The 21489-nt window shown below is 70.0% G+C and carries 19 protein-coding genes and 1 pseudogene; 4 read left to right on the top strand and 16 right to left on the bottom strand.

All coding sequences use genetic code 11. The annotated features are described in order from the left end of the window. Positions 1–5: 5 nt before the first annotated feature. On the top strand, positions 6–167 hold the full coding sequence (locus G3I71_RS53000; protein ID WP_369335577.1) for a carbohydrate-binding protein: 162 nt from the start codon (positions 6–8) through the stop codon (positions 165–167). 682 nt (positions 168–849) lie between these two features. Here G3I71_RS53000 and G3I71_RS37600 read toward each other — a convergent pair. From G3I71_RS37600 to G3I71_RS37585, 4 genes are all read right to left on the bottom strand, one after another. Then, positions 850–1212 (bottom strand): HNH endonuclease, encoded by a 363-nt coding sequence (locus G3I71_RS37600; RefSeq protein ID WP_164322090.1) that lies wholly within the window; start codon positions 1210–1212, stop codon positions 850–852. 719 nt (positions 1213–1931) lie between these two features. Then, positions 1932–3476: an MFS transporter gene (locus G3I71_RS37595; RefSeq protein ID WP_164322088.1), complete on the bottom strand. Its 1545-nt coding sequence runs from the start codon at positions 3474–3476 to the stop codon at positions 1932–1934. Next, positions 3473–3886, bottom strand: a complete 414-nt coding sequence (locus G3I71_RS37590) for a VOC family protein (RefSeq protein WP_164322086.1) — start codon at positions 3884–3886, stop codon at positions 3473–3475. Before G3I71_RS37590 ends, G3I71_RS37595 begins: the two co-directional genes overlap by 4 nt. A 6-nt stretch (positions 3887–3892) precedes the next feature. Then, entirely contained in the window at positions 3893–4663 is a 771-nt protein-coding gene (locus tag G3I71_RS37585; RefSeq protein ID WP_164322084.1) for an SDR family NAD(P)-dependent oxidoreductase, read from the bottom strand. A gap of 159 nt (positions 4664–4822) precedes the next feature. On the opposite strand from G3I71_RS37585, the gene G3I71_RS37580 reads away from it, so the two are divergent. From G3I71_RS37580 to G3I71_RS37570, 3 genes and pseudogenes are all read left to right on the top strand, one after another. Beyond that, entirely contained in the window at positions 4823–5653 is an 831-nt protein-coding gene (locus tag G3I71_RS37580; protein ID WP_164322082.1) for a class I SAM-dependent methyltransferase, read from the top strand. 310 nt (positions 5654–5963) lie between these two features. Then, complete coding sequence (gene rho / locus G3I71_RS37575) at positions 5964–7109, top strand: transcription termination factor Rho (RefSeq protein WP_164322080.1); 1146 nt, start codon at positions 5964–5966, stop codon at positions 7107–7109. Positions 7110–7218: 109 nt separating this feature from the next. Continuing rightward, positions 7219–8091 (top strand): annotated as a pseudogene (locus tag G3I71_RS37570) (D-alanyl-D-alanine carboxypeptidase family protein); the annotation flags it as partial. A gap of 35 nt (positions 8092–8126) precedes the next feature. On the opposite strand, the gene G3I71_RS52795 reads toward G3I71_RS37570, so the two are convergent. From G3I71_RS52795 to G3I71_RS37510, 12 genes are all read right to left on the bottom strand, one after another. After that, entirely contained in the window at positions 8127–9500 is a 1374-nt protein-coding gene (locus G3I71_RS52795; RefSeq protein ID WP_343243181.1) for a glycosyltransferase 87 family protein, read from the bottom strand. Positions 9501–9511: 11 nt separating this feature from the next. Then, positions 9512–10924, bottom strand: a complete 1413-nt coding sequence (mptB, locus tag G3I71_RS37560) for a polyprenol phosphomannose-dependent alpha 1,6 mannosyltransferase MptB (RefSeq protein ID WP_343243180.1) — start codon at positions 10922–10924, stop codon at positions 9512–9514. Between the two features lie 171 nt (positions 10925–11095). After that, complete coding sequence (locus tag G3I71_RS37555; RefSeq protein ID WP_164322076.1) at positions 11096–12055, bottom strand: glutaminase; 960 nt, start codon at positions 12053–12055, stop codon at positions 11096–11098. Positions 12056–12247: 192 nt separating this feature from the next. Beyond that, positions 12248–13666: an aspartate ammonia-lyase gene (gene aspA / locus G3I71_RS37550; RefSeq protein ID WP_164322074.1), complete on the bottom strand. Its 1419-nt coding sequence runs from the start codon at positions 13664–13666 to the stop codon at positions 12248–12250. Positions 13667–13874: 208 nt separating this feature from the next. After that, positions 13875–14882 carry an asparaginase gene (locus G3I71_RS37545; RefSeq protein ID WP_203732423.1) on the bottom strand — a complete coding sequence of 336 codons (1008 nt, stop codon included), beginning with the start codon at positions 14880–14882 and terminating at the stop codon, positions 13875–13877. 50 nt (positions 14883–14932) lie between these two features. Continuing rightward, on the bottom strand, positions 14933–16444 hold the full coding sequence (locus G3I71_RS37540) for an amino acid permease (protein ID WP_343243179.1): 1512 nt from the start codon (positions 16442–16444) through the stop codon (positions 14933–14935). Next, positions 16441–17130, bottom strand: coding sequence for a FadR/GntR family transcriptional regulator (locus G3I71_RS37535; protein ID WP_164322187.1), 690 nt, complete (start codon positions 17128–17130; stop codon positions 16441–16443). Before G3I71_RS37535 ends, G3I71_RS37540 begins: the two co-directional genes overlap by 4 nt. 154 nt (positions 17131–17284) lie before the next feature. Beyond that, positions 17285–18118, bottom strand: a complete 834-nt coding sequence (locus tag G3I71_RS37530; protein WP_164322070.1) for an undecaprenyl-diphosphate phosphatase — start codon at positions 18116–18118, stop codon at positions 17285–17287. 81 nt (positions 18119–18199) lie between these two features. Next, on the bottom strand, positions 18200–18556 hold the full coding sequence (gene crcB, locus G3I71_RS37525) for a fluoride efflux transporter CrcB (protein WP_164322068.1): 357 nt from the start codon (positions 18554–18556) through the stop codon (positions 18200–18202). A 67-nt stretch (positions 18557–18623) separates the two neighbouring features. Continuing rightward, complete coding sequence (crcB, locus tag G3I71_RS37520) at positions 18624–19082, bottom strand: fluoride efflux transporter CrcB (RefSeq protein ID WP_164322066.1); 459 nt, start codon at positions 19080–19082, stop codon at positions 18624–18626. 230 nt (positions 19083–19312) lie between these two features. After that, positions 19313–19600 carry a helix-turn-helix transcriptional regulator gene (locus tag G3I71_RS37515; protein WP_164322064.1) on the bottom strand — a complete coding sequence of 96 codons (288 nt, stop codon included), beginning with the start codon at positions 19598–19600 and terminating at the stop codon, positions 19313–19315. Between the two features lie 199 nt (positions 19601–19799). After that, positions 19800–21383: a glycosyl hydrolase 53 family protein gene (locus G3I71_RS37510; RefSeq protein ID WP_164322062.1), complete on the bottom strand. Its 1584-nt coding sequence runs from the start codon at positions 21381–21383 to the stop codon at positions 19800–19802. Between the last annotated feature and the right edge of the window lie 106 nt (positions 21384–21489).

Below are 21489 nucleotides of genomic sequence, written 5' to 3'. Positions count from 1 at the left end.
ATCACATGTCAGCAGGATTTTCGGAATGGAAAGTCAACCGGCAATACTCAGTGAATGACCGTGCCGCCTACTTGGGCAAGCAGTATCGCTGCCTGGTGACACACAAATCGAATTCTGCATGCAATCCGAAGACAGCTGTCAAAATGTGGCAAAAGTACACTGCCTAGCCGCTACATCACCTGCCTCGGCGCGAGCCATGAAAAGCCCGTATCGGGGCAGTGCCATACGCGGGCCGAATGGATTCGAACCGTCTCTACCGCCCGGTTTCAGCACGGAGACCACCCGCACCTACTCGGGGCAGAGTGCATGCCTGCACCGCACCCGTATGGGCCGAGTAGGGGTCCGTACGACGGGTGCGGTGCCCAGCGGACGGGTTATCCACAACCAACGGGCTATCCACCAAGATCTAATCGACGAGCGCGCACATGTTCAGCTCTGCGCATGACCGATGAGCGAACCAACGTCCTACAGCGATCCCACAGCGATCCACTGTCCGCCGCCGCTCCGCCGTGGTCGGCTGAGTCCATGACGCCGGAGACCAGAGCCACCAAGGACAAACCACAGTTCGAACTCCGATGCGGCGGGCTGCACTTGGTCATACAGCGAATACCCGCATGGCTTGTCACGCTGGTGTTCACAGCAACGGGAGCGGGGGTCACGTGGCGGATGGGCCGATGAACGGAGCGGACGGAGGGCTTGGATCTTCCTACCGCCGTGTTCAAGTGCACTGGCTAGCCGGGCCTACCAGGGCAGGGCGCGCGCCTACACCGCGCCCTGCCTCATATGGGTAGTCCCACCAGCGGTTGGGCAGTGGAGGGCAGACGATTTTTCCCTTCCAGACATCATTGGCTACCTGCGTTCTGACCAGCGGGAGCCGCCGCCAGTTCCGAACTCCGTTGCCGTCTTGAGCTGGTGGCATTCGCGGCACAGCACGTGCACGTTGTCGCCTGTGTCTGTCCCGCCCGTGGCAAGGGGCCGCAGGTGGTCCACTTCCACTTCACACGCGGGGAAGTCGTCCAGACACCACGCGCACCGGGCGGAACCCTTCCGGTCGATGGTCCGGCGGAGTCGTACAGCAGCGTTATACAGTGCGGCTCGTCGCCCTCGGGACCGACGAGCCCGAACCGACGGACGGTTCTGATAAGCCCGGTCGTGAACGTCGCAGCGTCCGCGGCGAGTTGCCGTGTTGCTGCACTCGGTACAGCGCGCCATGGCCGCCCCTTGGTGCTCGTTGTTGCGTGCCCACCCCCGGACTTGAACCGGGGAACTCTGCGACCGACATCCCCGAGTCGGGGCCGGTACCGCGCACCTCTACCGTTGGGTCAGTGGGCTCGGTGTTGTCCTCGCCGGCTCGGCCGGTCCGGACATGGTGGGGAGACCACACGGGCTTACAACCCGTTTCAGCGACTCGCGGACGAGCCGGTTACTCATGGGCGGTGCGATCTCCCCGCGCTCTGCCTCACGACCCCTGCGGCCACCCCGAACGGGTGCGTGGTGCACGGGCAGAGCTGTTGGTGAGGGTGGGCACTCGGTCCGCCGTTTCCGGGCTGGCGGGGTGCGCGGTAGTCCCTGGTCCCTCTCTCGGAAGTAATAGGGACGGACAGATTTCCACCCGGTCCGAGCTATGACGAAATGACGTTCGGGCTGTCGTTGTAGACCGTGCCCGCGAGGGGGTTCCGGGGTGTAGTCGTCATGCTCTCCGTAGAGAGCGACGCGTTCCTGTGAGGGCGGGCGAGAGGGGCGGTGAGGGTGTTCACCTGTGATCACTCCAGAGTGGTACGTCTGGAGTATCCGGGCCGGCGTTTGAGGACGAGCGCGTTCAGCGCGATACGGGGGTCTGGGGCAGCGCCCCCGGTCAACGCCCGCGCCGACTCCCTACAGGCGAGGAGGCCGGGGCAGATGCCCCGGCCTCCTCGCCTGCGTACACCGGATCACGCGGTCGCGGGCTGCACCTCCACCTCGCCGGTCGCGCCGACCTCGGAGCGTGCGGTGTTCTTCCTGACCAGGAACAGGGTGACCACCGCGCCCAGCAGTGAGGCGCAGCCGCAGATCACCACGCCCAACGCCATGCCGTGGCCGAGCGCGGCCTGAGCGGCGGCCCGGGCACTGTCGCTGCCCGCGTTGACGACGGCGAGCGGCCCGGCCGCCGCCTCCATCCCCGCGTCGGCCCCACTGAGCTTGCCGACCAGCGCGGCGGACGCGGCACTCATCGCGATCGTGCTGATGACGGCGGGACCGAGCCCTTGCCCGAACTCGCGTACGAGGCTGGTGGCGCCGCTGGCCATGCCGGTCATGTGGATCGGTACGGCGTTGACGGCGGCGGAGGTCAGCGACGACACCACGCAGATGAAGCCGACGCCGAGCAGCAGCACCGGACCGATGAAGGCCGCGAGGGAGGTGGTCGTGATGGGCAGGGCGGCGATCCAGAACTGGCCGGCGGCCATGGGCAGCAGTCCGCCCATCAGCAGCCAGCGGGCGTCCACCCTGGTGAGCATCCTGCTCAGCACGGGGGCGAGGAGCAACGGGATCAACTGGAGGATGACGAAGGGCATGCTGGCCCGCAGGGCGCTCAGATGCATCACCGCGCCGAGCCGGATGGACACGCAGTACGCGGTGCCGATGAAGCCGAACATCCCGGCGAGGGCGACGACGGCAGCCGCCGCGAACGAGGGGATCTTCAGCAGTTCCAGGTTGAACATCGGTGACGCGGCGCGCAGTTCGGCGACGACGAACCCGACGAGGGCAATCGCGGCCAGGGAGAGCGAGCCGACGATCGCCGCACTGCTCCAGCCGCGCTCGCCGCCCTCGATGATGCCCCAGAGCAGGGCGGTGAGCCCGACGGCGATGGTGATCTGGCCGGGCCAGTCCAGGGTGCGGCCCTCAGGTGCCTTGGAGTCGGTGACCAGCTTCCAGCACGCGACCGCGACGACCAGCCCGAGGACGACCGGCGGGACGAACGCCCAGCGGAAGTCGGCGACCGTGGCGAGGATTCCGGAGGACAGCGGTCCGGCGGCCGAGGCGAGGGAGATGCTCAGTGCCCAGGTGGATACGGCTTTCGCCCGGTCCTTCTGGTCCGGGGTGGCCGCGGCGATGACCGCGAGGGAGCTGGGGAAGAGCGCGGCGGCACCGACACCGGCGAGTGCCTGGCCGACCCAGAGCATGCCGATGCTCTGCGCGGTGGCGTTGAGGAGTTCACCGAGCGCCAGGATCAGTCCGCCGAGCACCAGCAGGCGTTTACGTCCGAACAGGTCTCCGAGCACACCGAAATTCAGCTCGAGAATGGCGGTGGGCAGAATGAAGGCGGAGGTCACCCAGGCCACTTGGGAACCCGAGGCACCGAATGCGGCCTGGATTTCCCCGTTGATGGGCGAGGGAACGGTAATGCACAGTTGTGCCGCCGCGACCGCGAGGCAACAGGCTATGAGTGTGCCCTTGTCGAGTCTGTTCGGGGAGATCGATTTCGTTGTCTGCGTCATCGCGGCTTCTTCTCTATGAGTTCGATGAGATTTCCCTCGGGGTCACTGACCCAGGCCATACGCACGCCCGGTTGGGGGGACGGCCCCGGTTTCATGACCTCGCCCGCTCCATGGGCGACCAAGGCGTCGTGAACGGGGTCGAGTTCGGGGGTGGTGACCGCGAAGTGCCCGTATCCCTCGGTGAGCGCGGCGGTCAGCGGATCCGGGGCCCGCAGGCCCGGCGCGGAACCGGGCCGGGCGAGCAGTTCGATGCGCCAGCCGTCCGCGTGCTCCAGGACGACTCCTCTCAGTCCGGGGCCTTCGAGGTGGAACTCGAAGACGGTCCTCAGGCCGAACGCGCCCTGGTACCAGGCGGTTTGGGCGGCCAGATCGCGTACGTTGACACCCACGTGGTCGAGTCGGGTGGTCACGTCCGCTCAGCCCGCCATCGCGCTGTCGCCGCCGTCGACCATGAGGTTGGCGCCGTTGACGAACGCCGCCTCGTCGGAGCAGAGGAAGGCCGCGGCCCGTGCGATGTCCTCCGGCTCCCCGACCCGCCCGACGGGGATGCGCGCCTCCAACTGGGCCCGGGGCCCGTCCGGGTCGTCGAGGAACGGCGCGGTGGCCGACGTGCGGGTCATGCCGGGAGCGATGGTGTTGACCCGGATGCGGTGCGGGGCGCCGGCCGCGCACAGGTGTTTGCTCATCGCCAGCACCCCGCCCTTGGCTGCCCCGTGGGGCACCATCGGCATGAAGAGCGCCCCTCGTACGGCGGCCACGGAGGCCACGTTGAGGACGACTCCGCCGCCGCGCGCGATCAGGTGCGGCCAGGCCGCCCGCGTGCAGAAGTAGGGGATGTCCAGTTCGTTGCGGATGGTGAAGTACCAGTCCTCGACGGGCTGGGAGTCGAACGGTCCGTTCCGCAGGGCGGAGGCGTTGTTGTAGAGGATGTCGATCCCGCCGAAGGCCGCGAGGCCGGCCTCGATCCACTCACGGGATCCGCTTTCGGTGGAGAGGTCCACGGGAGCCAGTGACCGCATGATTCCACCGGCCTTCTCGACGATTTCGACGGTTTCGGAAGCGCTGTCCTCGTCAAGGTCGCAGCCGAATACCGTGGCGCCTTCCGCGGCGAATACAAGGGCCGCGGCGCGACCTATTCCGGCCCCCGTTCCACTGATGAAGGCGATTTTCCCGGCCAGTCGACCCATGGTTGCCCTGTCCCTTGTCCAGTGCCGCCGGAGTGCGGTGTTGGAAGCGTAGGTACGGCCATTCGACAGAACAAGAAATGCGTCGCTCCAGGCCCATCGGGGGTTCGTATGGCTGGTATGCGCACCACGGCGGCGGGCGCGTTTTGGTTGGATGGCCTCATGACCACCGACGAGCACGCGCGGATGATGCGGGCCAACGAGGCCAACTGGGACGCCCGTACCCCCGTCCATCTCGCCAGCCGTTTCTACGGTCTGGGCGAGAGCCTCGATCCGGCGCGCTGGTTCGCCTCCTGGGAGTGGGAGGACCTCGGCGAACTGGCCGACCGCGATGTGCTCCACCTCCAGTGCCACCTCGGCACGGAGACCCTCGCCTTCGCCGAGCGCGGGGCACGGGCCGTCGGCCTCGACATTTCCGAGGCGTCCGTGACGGCCGCACGCGGCATCGCGGCCAAGGCGGGCCTCGACGTGACGTACGTACGGGCGAACGTGTACGACGCCGTGCAGGCGCTGGAGCAAAGGCGGTTCGACGTCGTGTACACCGGGAAGGGCGCCCTGTGCTATCTGCCCGATCTGGACCGCTGGGCGGAGACGGTCGCTCAACTCCTGCGTCCCGGCGGCCTGTTGTACATCGTGGAGTTCCATCCGCTGCTCAACTCGCTCGGCCCGAAGCCCGCTCCGGACGACACCGGTGAACTCCTGCTGCGGCACGACTACTTGGGCGCTCCGGGTGCCGCCGTGCACCGCGACGCGACGTTCACGTACACCGACGGGCCGGCCGTGGCGGGGGCCACCGAGAGCTTCGAGTGGATGCACGGAATGGACGAGGCGGTCAACGCGTTGATCGGGGCGGGACTGACCATCCGACGGTTGCGCGAGAGCGACGAACTGCCCTGGCCGCGCTGGCCCCGTATGGAACGTACGGAGTCGGGCTGGTGGCGGTTGCCCGAGCCGCGCATCCCGCTCCTGTACGGGCTCCTCGCGAGCCGCTGAGTCACAACTCACAGCCATGGCCGCGCACCGTGTGCTACGGTGCTGTCAGCACTTGTGTACGCCCTGTTCCGGGCGCCGGTGCAGTTCATCCTCAGTTCGCTGACCCGCCCGTCGGATTCCCGATCGGCGCATCAGCTCACTCAGTACCACCTCACCAGCTGCGACGTAGTTCTGCCGTACCCGAGGTGTTGCTGTCTTCCGCCGCCCGTTGGCGCGCCCGGCGCGCTCGGTTCTCGCGGCCCTCCCCCTTCCTGTTTCCTCCGCGTGCCTCATGCGGCATGCGTCTCCGTCCTTGAAAGGACTCCCGACCATGACCACCACACTCGAACACCCCCCGGTAGAACAACTGCCCCCGACCCGGATCGCGACCGGTGTCCTCGACATCGACGGCAACGGGAAGGGGTACCTGCGGGCCGCCGACAGCTGCCTGCCCACGCCCACCGACCTCCAGGTCTCCCCGGCCCTGATCCGCCGCCACGGCCTGCGCAAAGGCGACCTCGTCGTCGGCGCGCAAGGCGCTCAGCGCGCTCTGACCGAGGTCGCGCTGGTCAACGGCCGCGCACCCGAAGAGCTGCGCGGCCGACGTCACTTCCGCGACCTCACCCCGCTGCACCCTCGTGACCGGCTCCGTCTCGAACACCCGGCGGCCGGACTCACCGGACGCGTCGCCGACCTGATCGCACCCGTCGGCAAGGGCCAGCGCGGGCTGATCGTGGCCCCGCCCAAGACCGGCAAGACCGTACTGCTCCAGCAGATCGCGGCGGCTGTCGCCGGCAACCACCCCGAGTGCCGCCTGATGGTGGTGCTGCTCGACGAGCGGCCCGAGGAGGTCACCGACATGCGGCGCTCCGTGCGCGGCGAGGTGTACGCCTCGACGTTCGACAAGGCGCCCAAGCAGCACATCGCGCTCGCCGAACTCGTCATCGAGCGGGCCAAGCGGCTCGTCGAGGCGGGCGAGGACGTCGTCATCCTCCTGGACTCCCTCACCCGGCTGTGCAGGGCCCACAACAACGCGGCGGCCTCCGGTGGCCGAACCCTCAGCGGCGGGGTCGACGCCGCCGCGATTCTCGGGCCGAAGCGGCTGTTCGGCGCCGCACGCCTGGCCGAGGAGGGCGGTTCGCTCACGATTCTCGCCACGGCCCTGGTGGAGACCGGCTCCCGGGCCGACGGCTTCTTCTTCGAGGAGCTGAAGGGCACGGGCAACATGGAGCTCCGGCTGAGCAGCGAGCTCGCCTCCCAGCGCGTCTACCCGGCCGTCGACATCAACCCGTCCGGCACCCGTCGCGAGGAACTCCTGCTGTCCCCGGCCGAGTTGACGACCGTACAGGGGCTGCGGCGGGCCCTGCAGACGCGGGACGGCCAGGCGAGCCTGGAGACCCTCCTGGAGCGGCTCCGCAGCACGCCCGACAACGCGACCTTCCTTCGGCGGATCCAGCCGACACTGCCCGCCGAGTAGCCACGCCTTTGGGTGCCCGTGTGCTCCCGGGTGTGGCATCCGGGTGTTCGGGCCCGCTTCTCGGCCCCGGCAGCGCCCCGTTCGGCGCGTCCATTCTTACGTTTGCGGTATGACCATCAGATTCCCTTCCCGGATCGCCGCCTCCTGCTGTGCGCTGTGCGTGACGGGCGTGCTGGCGCTCACGCCCGCCCCGGCGTCCGCCCGCACCGGTGCCGACCCGGTCACCCCGAGGGCCGGGGACGCGGGACCGCTGTACCGCTCCGGCACCCAGGCCCGGCTCCGCCCCGGAGCGCCCCGACTCCCCCGGGACGTGTCCGCGCTGTCGTGGCTGGTGGCCGACGCCGGCACCGGTGAGGTGCTCGCCGCGCACAACGCCCACCGCAAGCTGCCGCCGGCCAGCACGCTCAAGACACTCTTCGCCCTCACCGTGCTGCCCACGCTGCCCGCGGGCCTGCAGCACAAGGTCACCGAGGCCGATCTGGCGGGCATCGGGGCCGGCAGCAGTCTGGTCGGGGTCGCGGCGGGGCGTACGTACCGTGTCTCCGACCTGTGGCGAGGGGTGTTCCTCAACTCCGGGAACGACGCCGTGCACGTCCTGGCCGCCATGAGCGGGGGCTGGCGCGACACCGCCGTCCGGATGCAGGCCCGGGCCCGCTCCCTGGGCGCCCGCGACACCCATGTGCGCTCGCCCGACGGCTACGACACGTCGGGGCAGGTGTCGTCGGCGTACGACCTCGCGGTGTTCGGCCGGACCGGGTTGCGCAACGCCGACTTCGCCGCGTACTGCGGCACGGCCTACGCCAAGTTCCCGGGCGGGGGCGGCTGGTCGTACGAGATCCAGAACACCAACCGGCTGCTGACCGGCGCCAACGGCGTCGAGCGCTACCGGGGGGTGATCGGCGTCAAGAACGGCTACACCAGCAGGGCGGGCAACACGCTGGTCGCCGCCGCGCGCCGGGGCGGGCGCACCCTGGTCGTCACGGTGATGAACCCTCAGGACGGCGGCGGATACGCCGTCTACGAGGAGGCCCGCTCGCTGCTCGACTGGGGCTTCGGGGCCGCCGGACGCGTCGATCCCGTCGGCTCGCTGGTCGCCGCGCGGCCAGTGGCGCAGGCGGGCCCGGAGGCGTCGGCCCCGGTGCCGGTGGCCGCCACCGTGGCCTCCGACAGCGGGCCGGGCTGGCCGGAGACCTGGACGATCCTCGGAGCGGCCGTGCTCGGCGCCGGAGCGGTGTCGCTGGTGTTGCGGCTCGTGGGCCCGAAACGCGTCTGACCGGCGTCGTCCACGGGCAGCCACAGCAGCAGCCCGAGGGTGACCCAGACGTACGCGCTGCCGCCGACGAAGCCGTCGACGCCGGACGCGTCGTCGAACCACAGCCACACCACGCTCGTGCACAGCACCGCGTACAGGGCGCCCGCCACGCGCGCGTGCCCGGTGCGCAGCAGGACGGCGAACGACGGGAGCAGCCAGACGAGATGGTGGACCCAGGTGATCGGGCTGACCAGACACGCGGTCAGCCCGGTGAGGGCGAACGCCGCCCACCAGTCCCCCACCGCGACGGCCCGCCGGGCCCGCCACGCCCAGACACCGAGGACGACCACAACCACCACCAGCCACACGGCACGGCTCGGCTCGCCCGGCGCGGCCAGCCGAGCCAGCACACCCTGGAGCGACTGGTTGGAGACGTAAGCCGCCTTCCCGATGCGCTGGGTGTCCCACAGCGCCTCGCTCCAGTAGAAGCGTGAGGCGTCCGGCGCGACCCAGACCGCGAGCGCGGTGGCCGCACCGGCGACGGCCGTCGCGACCCCGGCTGCCCGGCGCCGTCCGGCGAGCAGCAGCAAGCCGATGAACAGGGCCGGGGTCAGCTTGATGGCGGCGGCGAGCCCGATGCCGATGCCCGCCCAGCGGGCCCGCCCGGTCGTCAGCAGCCAGGCGTCGGTGAGGACGAGGGCCAGCAGTACGAGGTTCACCTGGCCGAAGCTGACGGTGTCGCGGACGGGTTCGAACAGCGCCAGTGCGCAGCCGGTCAGGGCCCAGCCGTACCAGCCGTACCGGCGCAGCACGGGTCCGGTGGTCATCCACACCACCGCGCCGAGCGCCGCCAGGTTGAGGAGCAGCGCGGCGGTGATCGCGGCGCGCAGCCCGAGCAGGGCCATCGGCAGCATGCTGACGGCCGCGAACGGCGGATAGGTGAAGCCGTACGCCGTGCCGGGCACCCGGTAGTCGTAGATCCGGCCTCCGTGGTGGACCCAGGTGTCGACGGTCCCGTAGTAGACCCGCAGGTCGAACCAGCCGCGCAGCAGGGGCACGGTCGCCGTGAACACGGTCACCGTGACGACGAGGACGAGCACCAGGAGCAGCCGTTCCCGGTCGGTGCGGGGCAGTCTCACAGGCCTCAGGCTCATACCGTGCTCTCCCGCAGGGGTGTCCGGGCCGTCTGGTGGGCCTGCCAGAGGACGACCACGGCCAGCGCGCCTCCGGAGACGGCCAGGACCAGTTCCTCGGTCCCGGCGGGCGCGCCGCTCGGCAGGGCGAGGAGCGCGACGACTCCCGTGACGGCGGCGAGGCGGTGGCGTATCGCCGGGCTGGTGCTGGGCGCCGCGGCGGCGATGAGGAACAGGGCCCACAGGGCGTACCAGGGCCGGATCGCCGGGCCGAGGACGACCACGACGGCCAGGCTGAGGCCGAGTGCGTAGAGCGGGCTGACGCGTGGCCGGCGCAGCCATATGAAGGCGATGGCGAGAACGGTGACGGCGATGCCGAGCAGGTGCCAGGCCGGGACGGCGAGCGGTGCCAGATCGCTGCCGATCTCTGTGAGCGCGGCGGCCGTCGCGCGGCCGAGAAGGCTGGTGAGGGCCCAGTTCTGGGGTGACACCGGGGTTTTCAGGGCGCCTATCCAGCCGTAGCCGGTACCGGCCAGCGCGGTGACGCCGACAGTGGTGGCGGCTGCCGCGCCCGCGGTGGTCAGTACCGCCCGTACGGGGCTGCGGCCCGCGCGGATCTGGAGCGCCACGACCGCGGCGAGGCCGAGGACGGCCGGCGCCTTGACGAGGGCGGCGAGCGTGACGAGCACGGCGCCGAGGACCGGCCACCGGCCCAGCGCCGCCACCAGGCCGACGCCGAGCAGCCCGAGCATGATGGCGTCGTTGTGGGCGCCTGCCACCAGGTGCAGCAGGACCAGCGGGTTGAGGGCGCCGAGCCAGAGCGCTGCGGCCGGGTCGGCGCCGCTGTGCCGGGCGAGGCGGGGCAAAGCCGCCGCCATCAGTGCCACGCCGAGCAGCGCGACGAGCCGCAGGCCGAACAGGCCGGCGGGGATCTCGCCCCGGGTCAGTCCGGAGAGCCCCGACGCGACGGCGAGGAACACCGGGCCGTAGGGCGCGCCGGTCTGCTGCCACACCGGGGCGACCTCGGCGGCGAGGGGGCCGCCGAGCAGGGCGGGGCCGTGCGTGTACACGTCCATGTGCGCGTCGACCATCGCGCCCTGGGCGAGATAGCTGTAGACGTCCCGGCTGAACAGGGGCGGCGCGAGGAGGAGCGGGGCCGCCCAGACGGCGAGGACGAGCATCAGGGACCGTACGGTGGGCGGCTCCGAGCCCCGGACCAGCCTGCCGAGCAGGGTCCAGGCGGCGATCAGCAGGACGACGCCGAAGTAGACACCGACCAGGCCCAGTGCGGCGCGGGCGGTGGAGGGCGCGATGAGTTCGCGTACAGGGAGGGCCCCGGCGGTCTCGCCTCCGAGGGCGAGGCATGCGGTGCCGATCAGGCCTGTGGCCTGGCAGCGGTGGAGGTTGATCGGGGGAGCCTTGGCCAGCACCTGGTCAGCGTGGCAGGGGTGGGTGGACGGAGGGCTACGGGACGCCTTCCTGGCGGGGGCCTGCGTGTTACCGGTGGGTGGTCTGCTGCCGGCCGGTGGGGGCCTGTCGCGCCCGCGCGGCGGTAGCCGCACATTCGGCACAGCCCCATGCCCCTGAGGGGCGCCCCCTCATCAGAAGACCGACACTCCCGTCAGTGTCGTGAAGCGGTCCAGGGCCGCCACCCCCGCAACCGAGTTGCCCCGCTCGTCCAGCCCCGGGCTCCATACGCACAGCGTGCAGCGGCCCGGGACGATCGCGATGATGCCGCCCCCCACTCCGCTCTTGCCGGGAAGGCCCACTCGATAGGCGAAGTCTCCTGCCGCGTCGTAGGTGCCGCAGGTCAGCATGATGGCGTTGATCTGTTTGGACTGGCTCTGGGTAAGGAGGCGAGTGCCGTCGGCCCGGACGCCGTGGCGGGCCAGGAAGGCCGACGCGAGGGCGAGGTCGGCGCAGGACGCCTCGACCGAGCACTGCCGGAAGTACTGCTCCAGCAGGTCCGGGACCGGGTTGTCGATGTTGCCGTACGAGGCCATGAAGTGCGCGAGGGCGGCGTTGCGGTGGCCGCGTCCGGCCTCGGAGGCGGCGACCTCCTTGTCGAAGGTGAGCCCGGGGTTGCCGGACTCCGTGCGCAGGAAGTCGAGGAGCGTGCCGGCCGCGTCCCCGGTACGGGTGTGCAGGCGGTCGGTGACGACGAGCGCGCCCGCGTTGATGAACGGGTTGCGCGGGATGCCGCTCTCGTACTCCAGCTGGATCAGGGAGTTGAAGGGATTGCCGGAGGGTTCGCGGCCGACGTGCTCCCAGAGTTCGTCGCCCTCGCGGGCCAGGTCGAGGGCGAGGGTGAAGACCTTGGTGACGGACTGCGCGGAGAACGGCTCCCGCCAGTCCCCCACCCCGTACACCGTGCCGTCGAGTTCGGCGACGGCCATGCCGAAGCTGCGCGGGTCGCGGGCGGCGAGCGCCGGGATGTAGTCGGCGGGGCGCCCGCGGCCGGGGGTGCGTTCGATCTCCTCGGCGATGCGTTCCAGGACCGGCAGGAAGGTCGGGGGCGAGGAGGAGGACGAGGGCGAAGGAGCTGATGCCATGATCTCCATTCTCCCTCCGGGCCGGTCCTGGTGCGCATTCGTGGGTGCCCAAGGGGTGCTGGTGAAGCCGGGGCATGCGCCCCTTGGGGGGCGTGGGGCTGTGTCAATATGCGGCTCCGCCGCGATGGAGGTGCCCCCGCTCGAGCGAAGCCGAGAATGGGGGAGCGACCAGCCCCCACCGGCCCGCAGCGAAGAACCCGCCTAACCAGCGGAGCGCTGCGTGCCGTTGCCCGCCAGGATTTCGGGGCGCAGCAGGTCGGCGAGGCGTTCGGCGGGCAACAGGCCCTTCTCCAGGACGAGTTCGGCGACGCCCCGGCCGCTGACGAGTGCCTCCTTGGCGATGTCGGTGGCGGCCGTGTACCCGATGTACGGGTTGAGGGCGGTGACCAGGCCGATGGAGTTCTCCACGCTTGCGCGCAGGGCCTCCGTGTTGGCGGTGATGCCGTCGACGCAGCGTTCGGCGAGTGTGAGGCAGGCGGCGCGCAGGTGGGTGATGGACTCCGAGAGGGAGTGCAGGATGATCGGCTCGAAGGCGTTGAGCTGGAGCTGTCCGGCCTCGGCGGCCATGGTGATGGTGACGTCGTTGCCGATCACCTCGAAGGCGACCTGGTTGACGACCTCGGGGATCACCGGGTTCACCTTGCCGGGCATGATCGACGAACCCGCCTGCACCGGCGGCAGGTTGATCTCACCGAGCCCGGCGCGCGGCCCGGAGGACAGCAGGCGCAGGTCGTTGCAGCTCTTCGAGAGCTTGACGGCGACCCGCTTGAGCACGCCGGACATCTGGACGAACGCCCCGCAGTCCTGGGTGGCTTCGACCAGGTTGGCGGCCGTGACGAGCGGCAGTCCGGTGATCGCGGAGAGGTGGCGGCGGGCCGACTCGGCATATCCGGCGGGGGCGTTGAGGCCCGTACCGATCGCGGTGGCGCCGAGGTTGATCTCGTGGATCAGCTGGACGGCCTCCGCGAGGCGGCTGCGGTCCTCCTCGATCATCACGGCGTACGCCGAGAACTCCTGCCCGAGCGTCATCGGCACGGCGTCCTGCAGTTGCGTACGCCCCATCTTGAGCACGTCGTGGAACTCGACCGCCTTGCGGGCGAAGGCGTCCTGGAGCACGGTCATCGCCTTGAGCAGTTCCTGCACGGCGAAGACGGTCGCGACCTTGACGGCGGTCGGGTAGACGTCGTTGGTGGACTGTCCGAGGTTGACGTCCTCGTTGGGGTGCAGGTGCCGGTAGTGGCCCTTCTCGTGGCCCAGCAGCTCCAACGCCCGGTTGGCGACCACCTCGTTGGCGTTCATGTTCGTCGAGGTGCCCGCCCCGCCCTGGATGACGTCCACCACGAACTGGTCGTGCAGCCTGCCGCCCCGGATCTCCCGGCACGCCTCGACGATCGCGGCGGCCTTCTTCGGCTCCAGCAGACCGAGTTCCTCGTTGGCGAGGGCGGCGGCCTCCTTGACGGCGGCGAGGGCGTCGATGAGGTGCGGGTAGGCGGAGATGGTCATGCCGGTGATGGGGAAGTTCTCCGTGGCGCGCAGGGTGTGGACACCCCAGTACGCCTCGGCGGGAACGTCCCGGTCGCCGAGGAGATCGTGTTCGCTGCGGGTGGCTGCGCCGGTCATGGCTGGGTGGGCCTGCTTTCGTGAAGGGGGCTGGCAATTCAGCCGGTCCGGTGTTCAAGGCCCGCATATCCAGCCCGTCCGGCGTTTGAGGACGAGGCCCCTTCAGGGCCGACAGCGGGGGTCTGGGGGCGTAGCCCCCAGTGGGGTCCCCCCTCTGGGGGAGGGACGGGCAGGGGCGGCGGGGGCGAAGAAATCCGCGCGAATTCCCCTACCGACGCGGTACCGGATCGAGCACGCGGGCAGGTCGGACCCGTCCGACCTCACGGCCGCCGCCGAGCAGAGCCTCGCCCGCGAACTCGGTGAGCAGCGCCGGGTCCACGCCGGCCCGGACGAGTGCCGCCGCCGTCACCGGGACGCGGGCCCGGTTCGCGCCGTCGGCGATCTTCACCGCGACGGCCCGGCCGTCCGGGAGGGCGGCGACCTGGACGCCCTCGAAGCCGTCCTTGCTGAGCAGCCCGGGCACGGCCCGCATCAGCGCGGCCACGTCCCGCCCGGAACCGGAGGCCATCTCGGCGTGGTCGCGCATCGCGTCGGCGACCAGCGCCTCCGGGGTGCCCGGGGCGGCGGTGGTGATCCGGGCCGCGGCGCGGGCGAGACCGTGCAGGGAGATGGAGAAGAGGGGCGCGCCGCAGCCGTCGACGGTGACCCGGGCGATGCGCTGGCCGGTGAGGTCCTCGACGATCTCGGCGATCGCCTGCTGGAGGGGATGGCCCGGGTCCAGGTAGCTGTCGAGGGGCCAGCCGTTGAGCTCGCAGGTGTAGAGCATGGCCGCGTGCTTGCCGGAGCAGTTCTGGGCGAGGCGGGAGGGCAGGCGGCCCTCGCGTATCCAGCCGTCCCGGACGACCGGGTCGAACGGCAGGTCCAGCACATTGCGCAGGTCGTCCTCGGCGAGGCCGGCCAGCTCCAGGATGCGGCGGGAGCCGGCCAGGTGGCGTTCCTCGCCGGAGTGGCTGGCGGCGGCCAGGGAGAGCAGCTCTCCGTCGAGGGGCAGGCCTGCCCTGAGCATGGCCACCGCCTGGACCGGCTTCAGGGCCGAGCGCGGATAGAAGGCCGCCTCGATGTCGCCCACCTGCAGATCCACCTGGCCGTCGGCGCCGAGGACGACGACGGAACCGTAGTGGATGCCCTCGATGACCCCGTCGCGCACCAGGTGCGCGACGGGCGAGTGGAGGGGTTCACGGATCGCGGGGGCGTCCGCCAGAGAACTGCCGTACATGGCTGTCTGTGCTGCTTCCTGCATTACTTCATCCTGCATCACCGCGTGGTTCACGCGTCGGCTCCGGCCGGCCCGCCGGCTTCGGTGGACTGGTTGGCCGTGGTCGCTTCGGCGGCCTTGCGTGCCACCTGGGCGCGGACGGCGTACCAGCCCGCGACCAGTACCCCGGCGATCAGCGGGAGACACAGCACGGTGGTGCGGCCGGCACCGCCGTCGGCGTACATCAGGACGAGAACCGAGGCGAGGAAGGCCAGCGTCACGAGCTCGGTCCACGGGGAGCCGGGGAGGCGGTAGCTCGGCCGGGTCAGCTCGCCGTTCTCGGTCTTCCGCCAGAACACCAGGTGGCAGATCATGATCATGCCCCAGGTGGCGAGGATGCCGATCGCGGCGAAGTTCAGCACGATCTCGAACGCGTCGGCGGGGACGACGAAGTTCAGGCCGACGCCGAGTACGCAGAACCCGCTGGTGAGCAGGATGCCGCCGTACGGGACCTGGCTGCGGCTCATATGGCCGGTGAACTTCGGCGCGGAGCCGGACATCGCCATCGAGCGCAGGATGCGGCCGGTGGAGTACAGGCCCGAGTTGAGGGACGACATGGCCGCCGTGAGGACGACCAGGTTCATCACGCCGCCGGCCGCCGGGATACCGATGTTGGAGAGGACGGTCACGAAGGGACTCTCGCCCGACGTGTACTTGTTCCACGGCAGCAGCATCGCGAGGAGGACCACCGAGCCGACGTAGAAGACACCCACACGCCACATGATCGAGTTGATCGCCTTCGGCATGATCTTCTCGGGGTTCTCGGTCTCGCCCGCCGCGACACCGACGAGTTCGACGGAGGCGTAGGCGAAGACCACGCCCTGGATGATCAGCAGCATGGGCAGCAGGCCGTTGGGGAAGACACCGCCGTTGTCGGTGATCAGGGACGGGCCGGGGGTGGTGCCGTCGACCTCGTGCTGGGTGACCAGCAGGAAGATGCCGATCAGCATGAAGACGACGAGGGCGCTGACCTTGATGATGGCGAACCAGAACTCCAGTTCGCCGAACATCCTCACCGAGATCAGGTTCACGGTGAGGACGACCGCCAGGGCGATCAGCGCGAGCACCCACTGCGGGATGTCGGAGAACAGGCCCCAGTAGTGGGTGTAGAGGGCCACGGCGGTGATGTCGGCGATGCCTGTGGTGGCCCAGTTCAGGAAGTACATCCAGCCCGCGATGTACGCGCCCTTCTCACCCAGGAACTCACGGGCGTACGACACGAACGCACCGGACGAGGGCCGGTACAGGACGAGTTCGCCCAGTGCCCGGACGACGAGGAAGGCGAAGACGCCGCAGACCGCGTACGCGACGAAGAGGGACGGGCCGGCGTCGGCCAGCCGGCCGCCGGCGCCGAGGAACAGGCCGGTGCCGATGGCTCCGCCGATGGCGATCATGTTGACGTGCCGGGACTTCAGCGACTTGCTGTAGCCCGCGTCACCGGCGTCGACGTGTACGGCCTTCTTCTGCGCCGCACCGTTCGCCGCCCTGTTCTCCGTACCGTCCTGCAGGGATTGCTCGCTCACGCCTCGGGTCCGCCTTCCGGGGATGTCTCGTGGGGGGTGTCCGTGTGCGCGGCGCGCACGATGTCGGTGAGGGTCGTGGAGACCCGGTCGAGGTGGTGGGACATGGCCGCCACCGCGTCGTCCTCGCTGCGGTCGATCAGTGCCTCGACGATCGCCCGGTGCTCGCGGTTGGACTGCTCGCGCCGGCCGCCCAGCTCGTTCAGGAAGGCCGACTGACGGGCCAGCGCGTCCCGGATCTCCTCGATCACCCGGCGGAACACCGGGTTCTGGGCGGCCTGCGCCACGGCCAGGTGGAAGAGGGTGTCCATGGCGACCCACGCGGTGGTGTCGGTCTCGTGCTCCATGCGGTCCAGCAGGTGCGCGAGGTGGTCGAGGTCCTCGGGGGTCCGTCGCAGGGCCGCGTAGCCGGCGACCGGGATCTCGACGTGCCGGCGGACTTCGAGGAGGTCACTGGCCGCGTAGTCGCCGAAGGTGGGGTCCTCGACGGTGCTGGACACCACGAAGGTGCCCTTGCCGGTCTTGGAGACGGTCAGGCCCATGGTCTGCAGGGCCCGCAGGGACTCCCGCAGCACGGGCCGGCTCACCTCCAGGCGCCGGCACAGCTCGGCCTCGGAGGGGAGCTTGTCCCCCACGGCGTAATCCCCGCGCTCGATGGCGCTGCGCAGATGACCGAGGACCGCTTCCATCGCGCTGACGCGCCGCGGCACCGAGCCACCTGTCTGGCTGTCTGACAGGTTCACGGGGGTGATCCTGCGGGTGAAGGACCGGGACTGTCAAGGGTGCGAGGCCGGGGCCGTCGTCGCGCCCGTCCTCGTACCCGTCCTCACATCCCGTACCGGCTCAGTTCAGTACACCCGCGCCCAGCAGCCCGAAGAGCAGCAGGCCCACCACGATCCGGTAGATCACGAAGGCGTTGAAGGAGTGCTTGGCGACGAACTTCAGCAGCCAGGCGATGGAGCCGTAGGCGACGACGAAGGACACCACCGTGCCGACGGCCAGCGGCGCCACGCCCACGCCCGCGCCCAGGGCGTCCTTCAGCTCGTACAGCCCGGCGCCGGTCAGGGCGGGGATGCCGAGGAAGAAGGAGAGACGGGTGGCGGCGACCCGGTCCAGGTCGAGGATCAGCGCCGTCGACATGGTGGCGCCGGAGCGGGAGAAGCCGGGGAACAGAAGAGCGAGGATCTGCGAACTGCCCACCAGCATCGCGTCCTTGAAGGTGGTGTCGGCCTCGCCGCGCTTGTGCCGGCCCATCTGGTCCGCGGCCCACATCACCCCGCTTCCGACGATCAGCGAGGCGGCGACCACCCACAGCGAGGCCAGCGGGCCCTCGATCAGCGGCTTGGCGGCAAGGCCGACCACGACGATCGGGATGGTGGCGTAGATGACCCACCAGGCGAACTTGTAGTCGTGGTGGTGGCGCTCGTCGCGGTTACGGAGGCCCCTCCCCCAGGCGGAGACGATCCGGACGATGTCCTTGAAGAAGTACACGAACACCGCGGCGATCGCGCCGACCTGGATGACGGCCGAGAACCCGACCACGGCGTTGTCGTCGACGGGGATGTTCATCAGCCCCTCGGTGATCTTCAGATGGCCGGTCGAGGAGACCGGCAGGAACTCGGTCACCCCCTCGACGGCTCCGAGGATGACGGCCTGACCGACGGAGATGGAGCTCATGGAATCCAGTTCTGCTGGGGAGGGACGGGCAGCGGCGGAGTCAGTCCTACTACACACCGGCAAGGCCCGGACGCCGTCCGCCTACAGCGCGCCGCCCAGCCACACGCCCGCGAAGGCCGCCCCGAGACCGGCCGGCACGCTCACCATGACGTTGGCGACGGCGAGGAGACCCGCCCCGCCCTCGGCCAACCGCAGCGTCTCGTACGAGAAGGTCGAGTACGTGGTCAGCGCACCGCACAGGCCCGTACCCAGGAGCAACTGGAGGTTCGGCCCCGGGGCGGCGCCGGTGAGCAGACCGAGGACCAGACAGCCGGTGACGTTGACGGCGAGGGTGCCCCAGGGGAAGACCGTGTCGTGCCGGGACCGGACCACCCGGTCCGTGAGATAGCGGAGGGGCGCGCCGACCATTCCGCCCACGATCACGAGAAGCCAGTTCACAACGACTTCTTACCGTTCTCGTCCGCTTTGAGGACGCTCACGCGCAGGACGCTGCCGGTCGGCCTGGTCATCGCCGCCTCCGCTTCAGGACCCGGCGAGTCGCGGTCGCGGCGAGCGTCACGGCCGCGAGGGCGGCGAGCAGGGTCGCGGCGAGGTACGCGAACCCGGTGCCGAGGTGGCCGTGCGCGACCAGCTTCTGGATGTCGACCGCGTATGTCGAGAAGGTGGTGAAGCCGCCGAGCACTCCGGTACCGAAGAAGGGGCGTACCAGGTGGTGGGCGGTCCAGATCTCCGTGACGACCACCATGAACACACCGATCACGGCACAGCCGACGACGTTGACCCAGAAAGTGGTCCAGGGGAAACCACCGGCCTGCGCGGGCCAGGCGAGGGAGGCCGCGTACCGGGCGCAGGCGCCGATCGCGCCGCCTATCGCGACCACCCCGACGACGGGCGCCTGCCCGAGAAGGACGGATGGGCGCGGCCGGGCGGCGGCGGTCCCGGTCGGATCGACGGGGGCTGTCATCGTCTTACGTCTCCTACGCGCCTGTGTGCGCAAGCAGGGACGCGGTTCGGATACGGCGGGCCCCACCGCCGCGCCGCGAGCGGGGATCACGGCCGGTCAACAGGGTAACGCCGTGGGTACGGGGGCTGCGCCCCGAAAGAGACGCGGGGCTGTATCGAACACGGCTCCGCCGTGTGGGCGCGACAAGCTCCCGCCGGCCCGCAGAACACTCCGCAGACGGACGGCCCCTACTACCAACCCTTCTCGAACATGCGCGCAACCTCGGCGATGCGCACCTCGTCGGGGCGATAGAACGTGCGCCAGCGGACCCTCTTCGTCCGGACCGCGCCGATGCCCGCCAGCAGGCCCAGGTGCGTGGTGGCGACGGAGAGGGGAACGCCGAGTTTCGCTGCGACGGCCGACGCCGTGACGCCGTCCTCGACGGGATCGCCGTGCCGTTGGGGCGGGAAGTGCGCGCCCGGGTCCTTCAGCCACTCCAGGATCTCCAGGCGTTGCCCGCCTACCGGTCTCTTCAGCATCGCGCCTCCTCGTCCCGGTCACCGCTTGCCGTGTCTCCCAATGTCCCCCAGTTGAGGCCGCCGCGTACGGGGGTTCGCACCTCTTGGCCGAGGTCGAACTCTTTCCATCACGCACGTGAGTTCGAACAAGCCCTTGCATCCCAACGTACAGGGGCCCGGCCACCCCCCTCAGGCAGCCGGACCCCTTGTCACTTCCGTCTCAGCGGTGGCTGAACCACGTCATCGCGGGGAGCGCCTTGTCGTCGTAGCCGAACAGGGCCTGGTTCTCCCAGCCGTTGCCGGAGGAGGCGTCCGTGGGGTCCCAGCCGTTGCCGGTGACCGCCGTCCAGGTCGCCTCCCAGTAGAAGACGCCGAGGCCGCGACCGTTCGGCACGGCCTCCACGACGTTCAGGATGTCCCGGAACCAGGCCGACTGCCCGGCCGTGGACGCCGCGTACCCGGAGACGAGCTCACCGGTCGTGTCGATGATGTTCTCGTGCGAGTCCTTGCTGTCCAGCCGGAAGGGGTAGGCCGTCTCGGCGACGTACACCGGCTTGCCGTAGCGCGCGGCCGCGTCGTCCAGGGTGGTCTGGAAGTCGTAGAGCGAGCCGTGCCAGTAGCCGTAGTAGGACAGGCCGATGGCGTCGAACTTCACACCGTTGGAGACCGCGCTGTCGAACCACCAGCGGGTGCCCGACAGATCGCCGCCCTTGGCCAGGTGCAGCGCGACGGTCGTGCCGGAGTTGACCGCCTTGACCGCGTTGTAGCCGGAGTTGAGCAGCCCGGCGAGCTGCGACCAGTTGTCGGTCGAGCCCTCGGACCACAGCATGCCGCCGTTGATCTCGTTGCCGACCTGGACCATGTCGGCGGTGGTGCCCTGGGACTTGAGGGCGCCCAGGACGTCGTACGTGTGGTTGTAGACGTCCGTCTTCAGCTGAGTGTACGAGTGTCCGGCCCACGCGGCCGGCTTGGACTGGGCGCCCGGGTCGGCCCAGGTGTCCGAGTAGTGGAAATCGACCAGCAGCTTCATGCCCTGCGCCTTGATGCGCTTGGCGATGGCGAGGACACGCGCTTTGTTGTTGTAGCCGTCGGCCGGGTTGACCCAGACCTTGACCCGCGCGTAGTTCATGCCGGAGCTCTTCAGGACGGTGAGCGCGTCCGAGGTCGTGCCGGAGCTGGTCTTGTACGTGCCGCCCAGCGCCTCGCTCTTGGGGAGGGAGGAGATGTCGGCGCCCTTGACGGACAGCCCGCCCGTGCCGGAGGCGAAGGTCAGGTCGTCGACGTTGATCCAGTTGCCCGCGTTGGCATCGGAGTTGACGCTGATCGTGCACTGGTTGTTCGTCACGGCGATCGGCACGACGATCCGGATCCACCCGCTGGCGGAGACGGGCAGGTCGGTGCGCTGCTCGGAGCTGCCGCAGTTCTTCAGCGCTATGTAGGCCGACTTCTGCCCGCCGCCCGAGCGTACCCACGCGGTGAGCTTGTAGTTGCCGTTGGTGAGACCGGACAGGTACTGGTAGGTCTCCACCTTGTAGGCGGAGGCGGAGTAGTGGGACAGGCGGTAACTGCCGCCGTGGCCACCGGACTCGACGTACGAGGCACCCGTGTCGCCGTACTCCGTCCAGCCGTTGGGGACGGCCGCGCCGGAACCGTCGGCCTCGAAGCCGCCGTTGGTGAGGGTGCTGGCCGCCTGCGCAGAGGTTGCGGGGAGCGCGGTGAGGGCGAGGCCTGCGGCGAGCGGGAGCAGCAGTGCCCTGAGGGTGCGCCTGGTGGCGAGTCTGGATGTGCGCCTGGGATGGAACATCGTCGTCCGTCGTCCCTTCGACGTGATGGGTTGGGGGTGTCCCTCCCGAGGGGAAGGAGGGAGCCCCTCCGCCCGCGGCTCTCGTGGCACGCACGGGCGGAGGGGA

The organism is Streptomyces sp. SID12501, from assembly GCF_010550245.1.
GTDB lineage: Bacteria > Actinomycetota > Actinomycetes > Streptomycetales > Streptomycetaceae > Streptomyces.
The sequence above is the reverse complement of the archived record's forward strand: the minus strand, read 5'-3'. Positions and strand labels throughout refer to the sequence as shown.

What these genes read in the sequence shown, in the direction of transcription:
- G3I71_RS53000 (WP_369335577.1), top strand. Translation starts at nt 6, where the DNA reads ATGTCAGCAGGATTTTCGGAATGGAAAGTCAACCGGCAATACTCAGTG.
- G3I71_RS37600 (WP_164322090.1), bottom strand. Translation starts at nt 1,212, where the DNA reads ATGGCGCGCTGTACCGAGTGCAGCAACACGGCAACTCGCCGCGGACGC.
- G3I71_RS37595 (WP_164322088.1), bottom strand. Translation starts at nt 3,476, where the DNA reads ATGACGCAGACAACGAAATCGATCTCCCCGAACAGACTCGACAAGGGC.
- G3I71_RS37585 (WP_164322084.1), bottom strand. Translation starts at nt 4,663, where the DNA reads ATGGGTCGACTGGCCGGGAAAATCGCCTTCATCAGTGGAACGGGGGCC.
- G3I71_RS37580 (WP_164322082.1), top strand. Translation starts at nt 4,823, where the DNA reads ATGACCACCGACGAGCACGCGCGGATGATGCGGGCCAACGAGGCCAAC.
- rho (WP_164322080.1), top strand. Translation starts at nt 5,964, where the DNA reads ATGACCACCACACTCGAACACCCCCCGGTAGAACAACTGCCCCCGACC.
- G3I71_RS37555 (WP_164322076.1), bottom strand. Translation starts at nt 12,055, where the DNA reads ATGGAGATCATGGCATCAGCTCCTTCGCCCTCGTCCTCCTCCTCGCCC.
- aspA (WP_164322074.1), bottom strand. Translation starts at nt 13,666, where the DNA reads ATGACCGGCGCAGCCACCCGCAGCGAACACGATCTCCTCGGCGACCGG.
- G3I71_RS37545 (WP_203732423.1), bottom strand. Translation starts at nt 14,882, where the DNA reads ATGTACGGCAGTTCTCTGGCGGACGCCCCCGCGATCCGTGAACCCCTC.
- G3I71_RS37535 (WP_164322187.1), bottom strand. Translation starts at nt 17,130, where the DNA reads ATGGAAGCGGTCCTCGGTCATCTGCGCAGCGCCATCGAGCGCGGGGAT.
- G3I71_RS37530 (WP_164322070.1), bottom strand. Translation starts at nt 18,118, where the DNA reads ATGAGCTCCATCTCCGTCGGTCAGGCCGTCATCCTCGGAGCCGTCGAG.
- crcB (WP_164322066.1), bottom strand. Translation starts at nt 19,082, where the DNA reads ATGACAGCCCCCGTCGATCCGACCGGGACCGCCGCCGCCCGGCCGCGC.
- G3I71_RS37515 (WP_164322064.1), bottom strand. Translation starts at nt 19,600, where the DNA reads ATGCTGAAGAGACCGGTAGGCGGGCAACGCCTGGAGATCCTGGAGTGG.
- G3I71_RS37510 (WP_164322062.1), bottom strand. Translation starts at nt 21,383, where the DNA reads ATGTTCCATCCCAGGCGCACATCCAGACTCGCCACCAGGCGCACCCTC.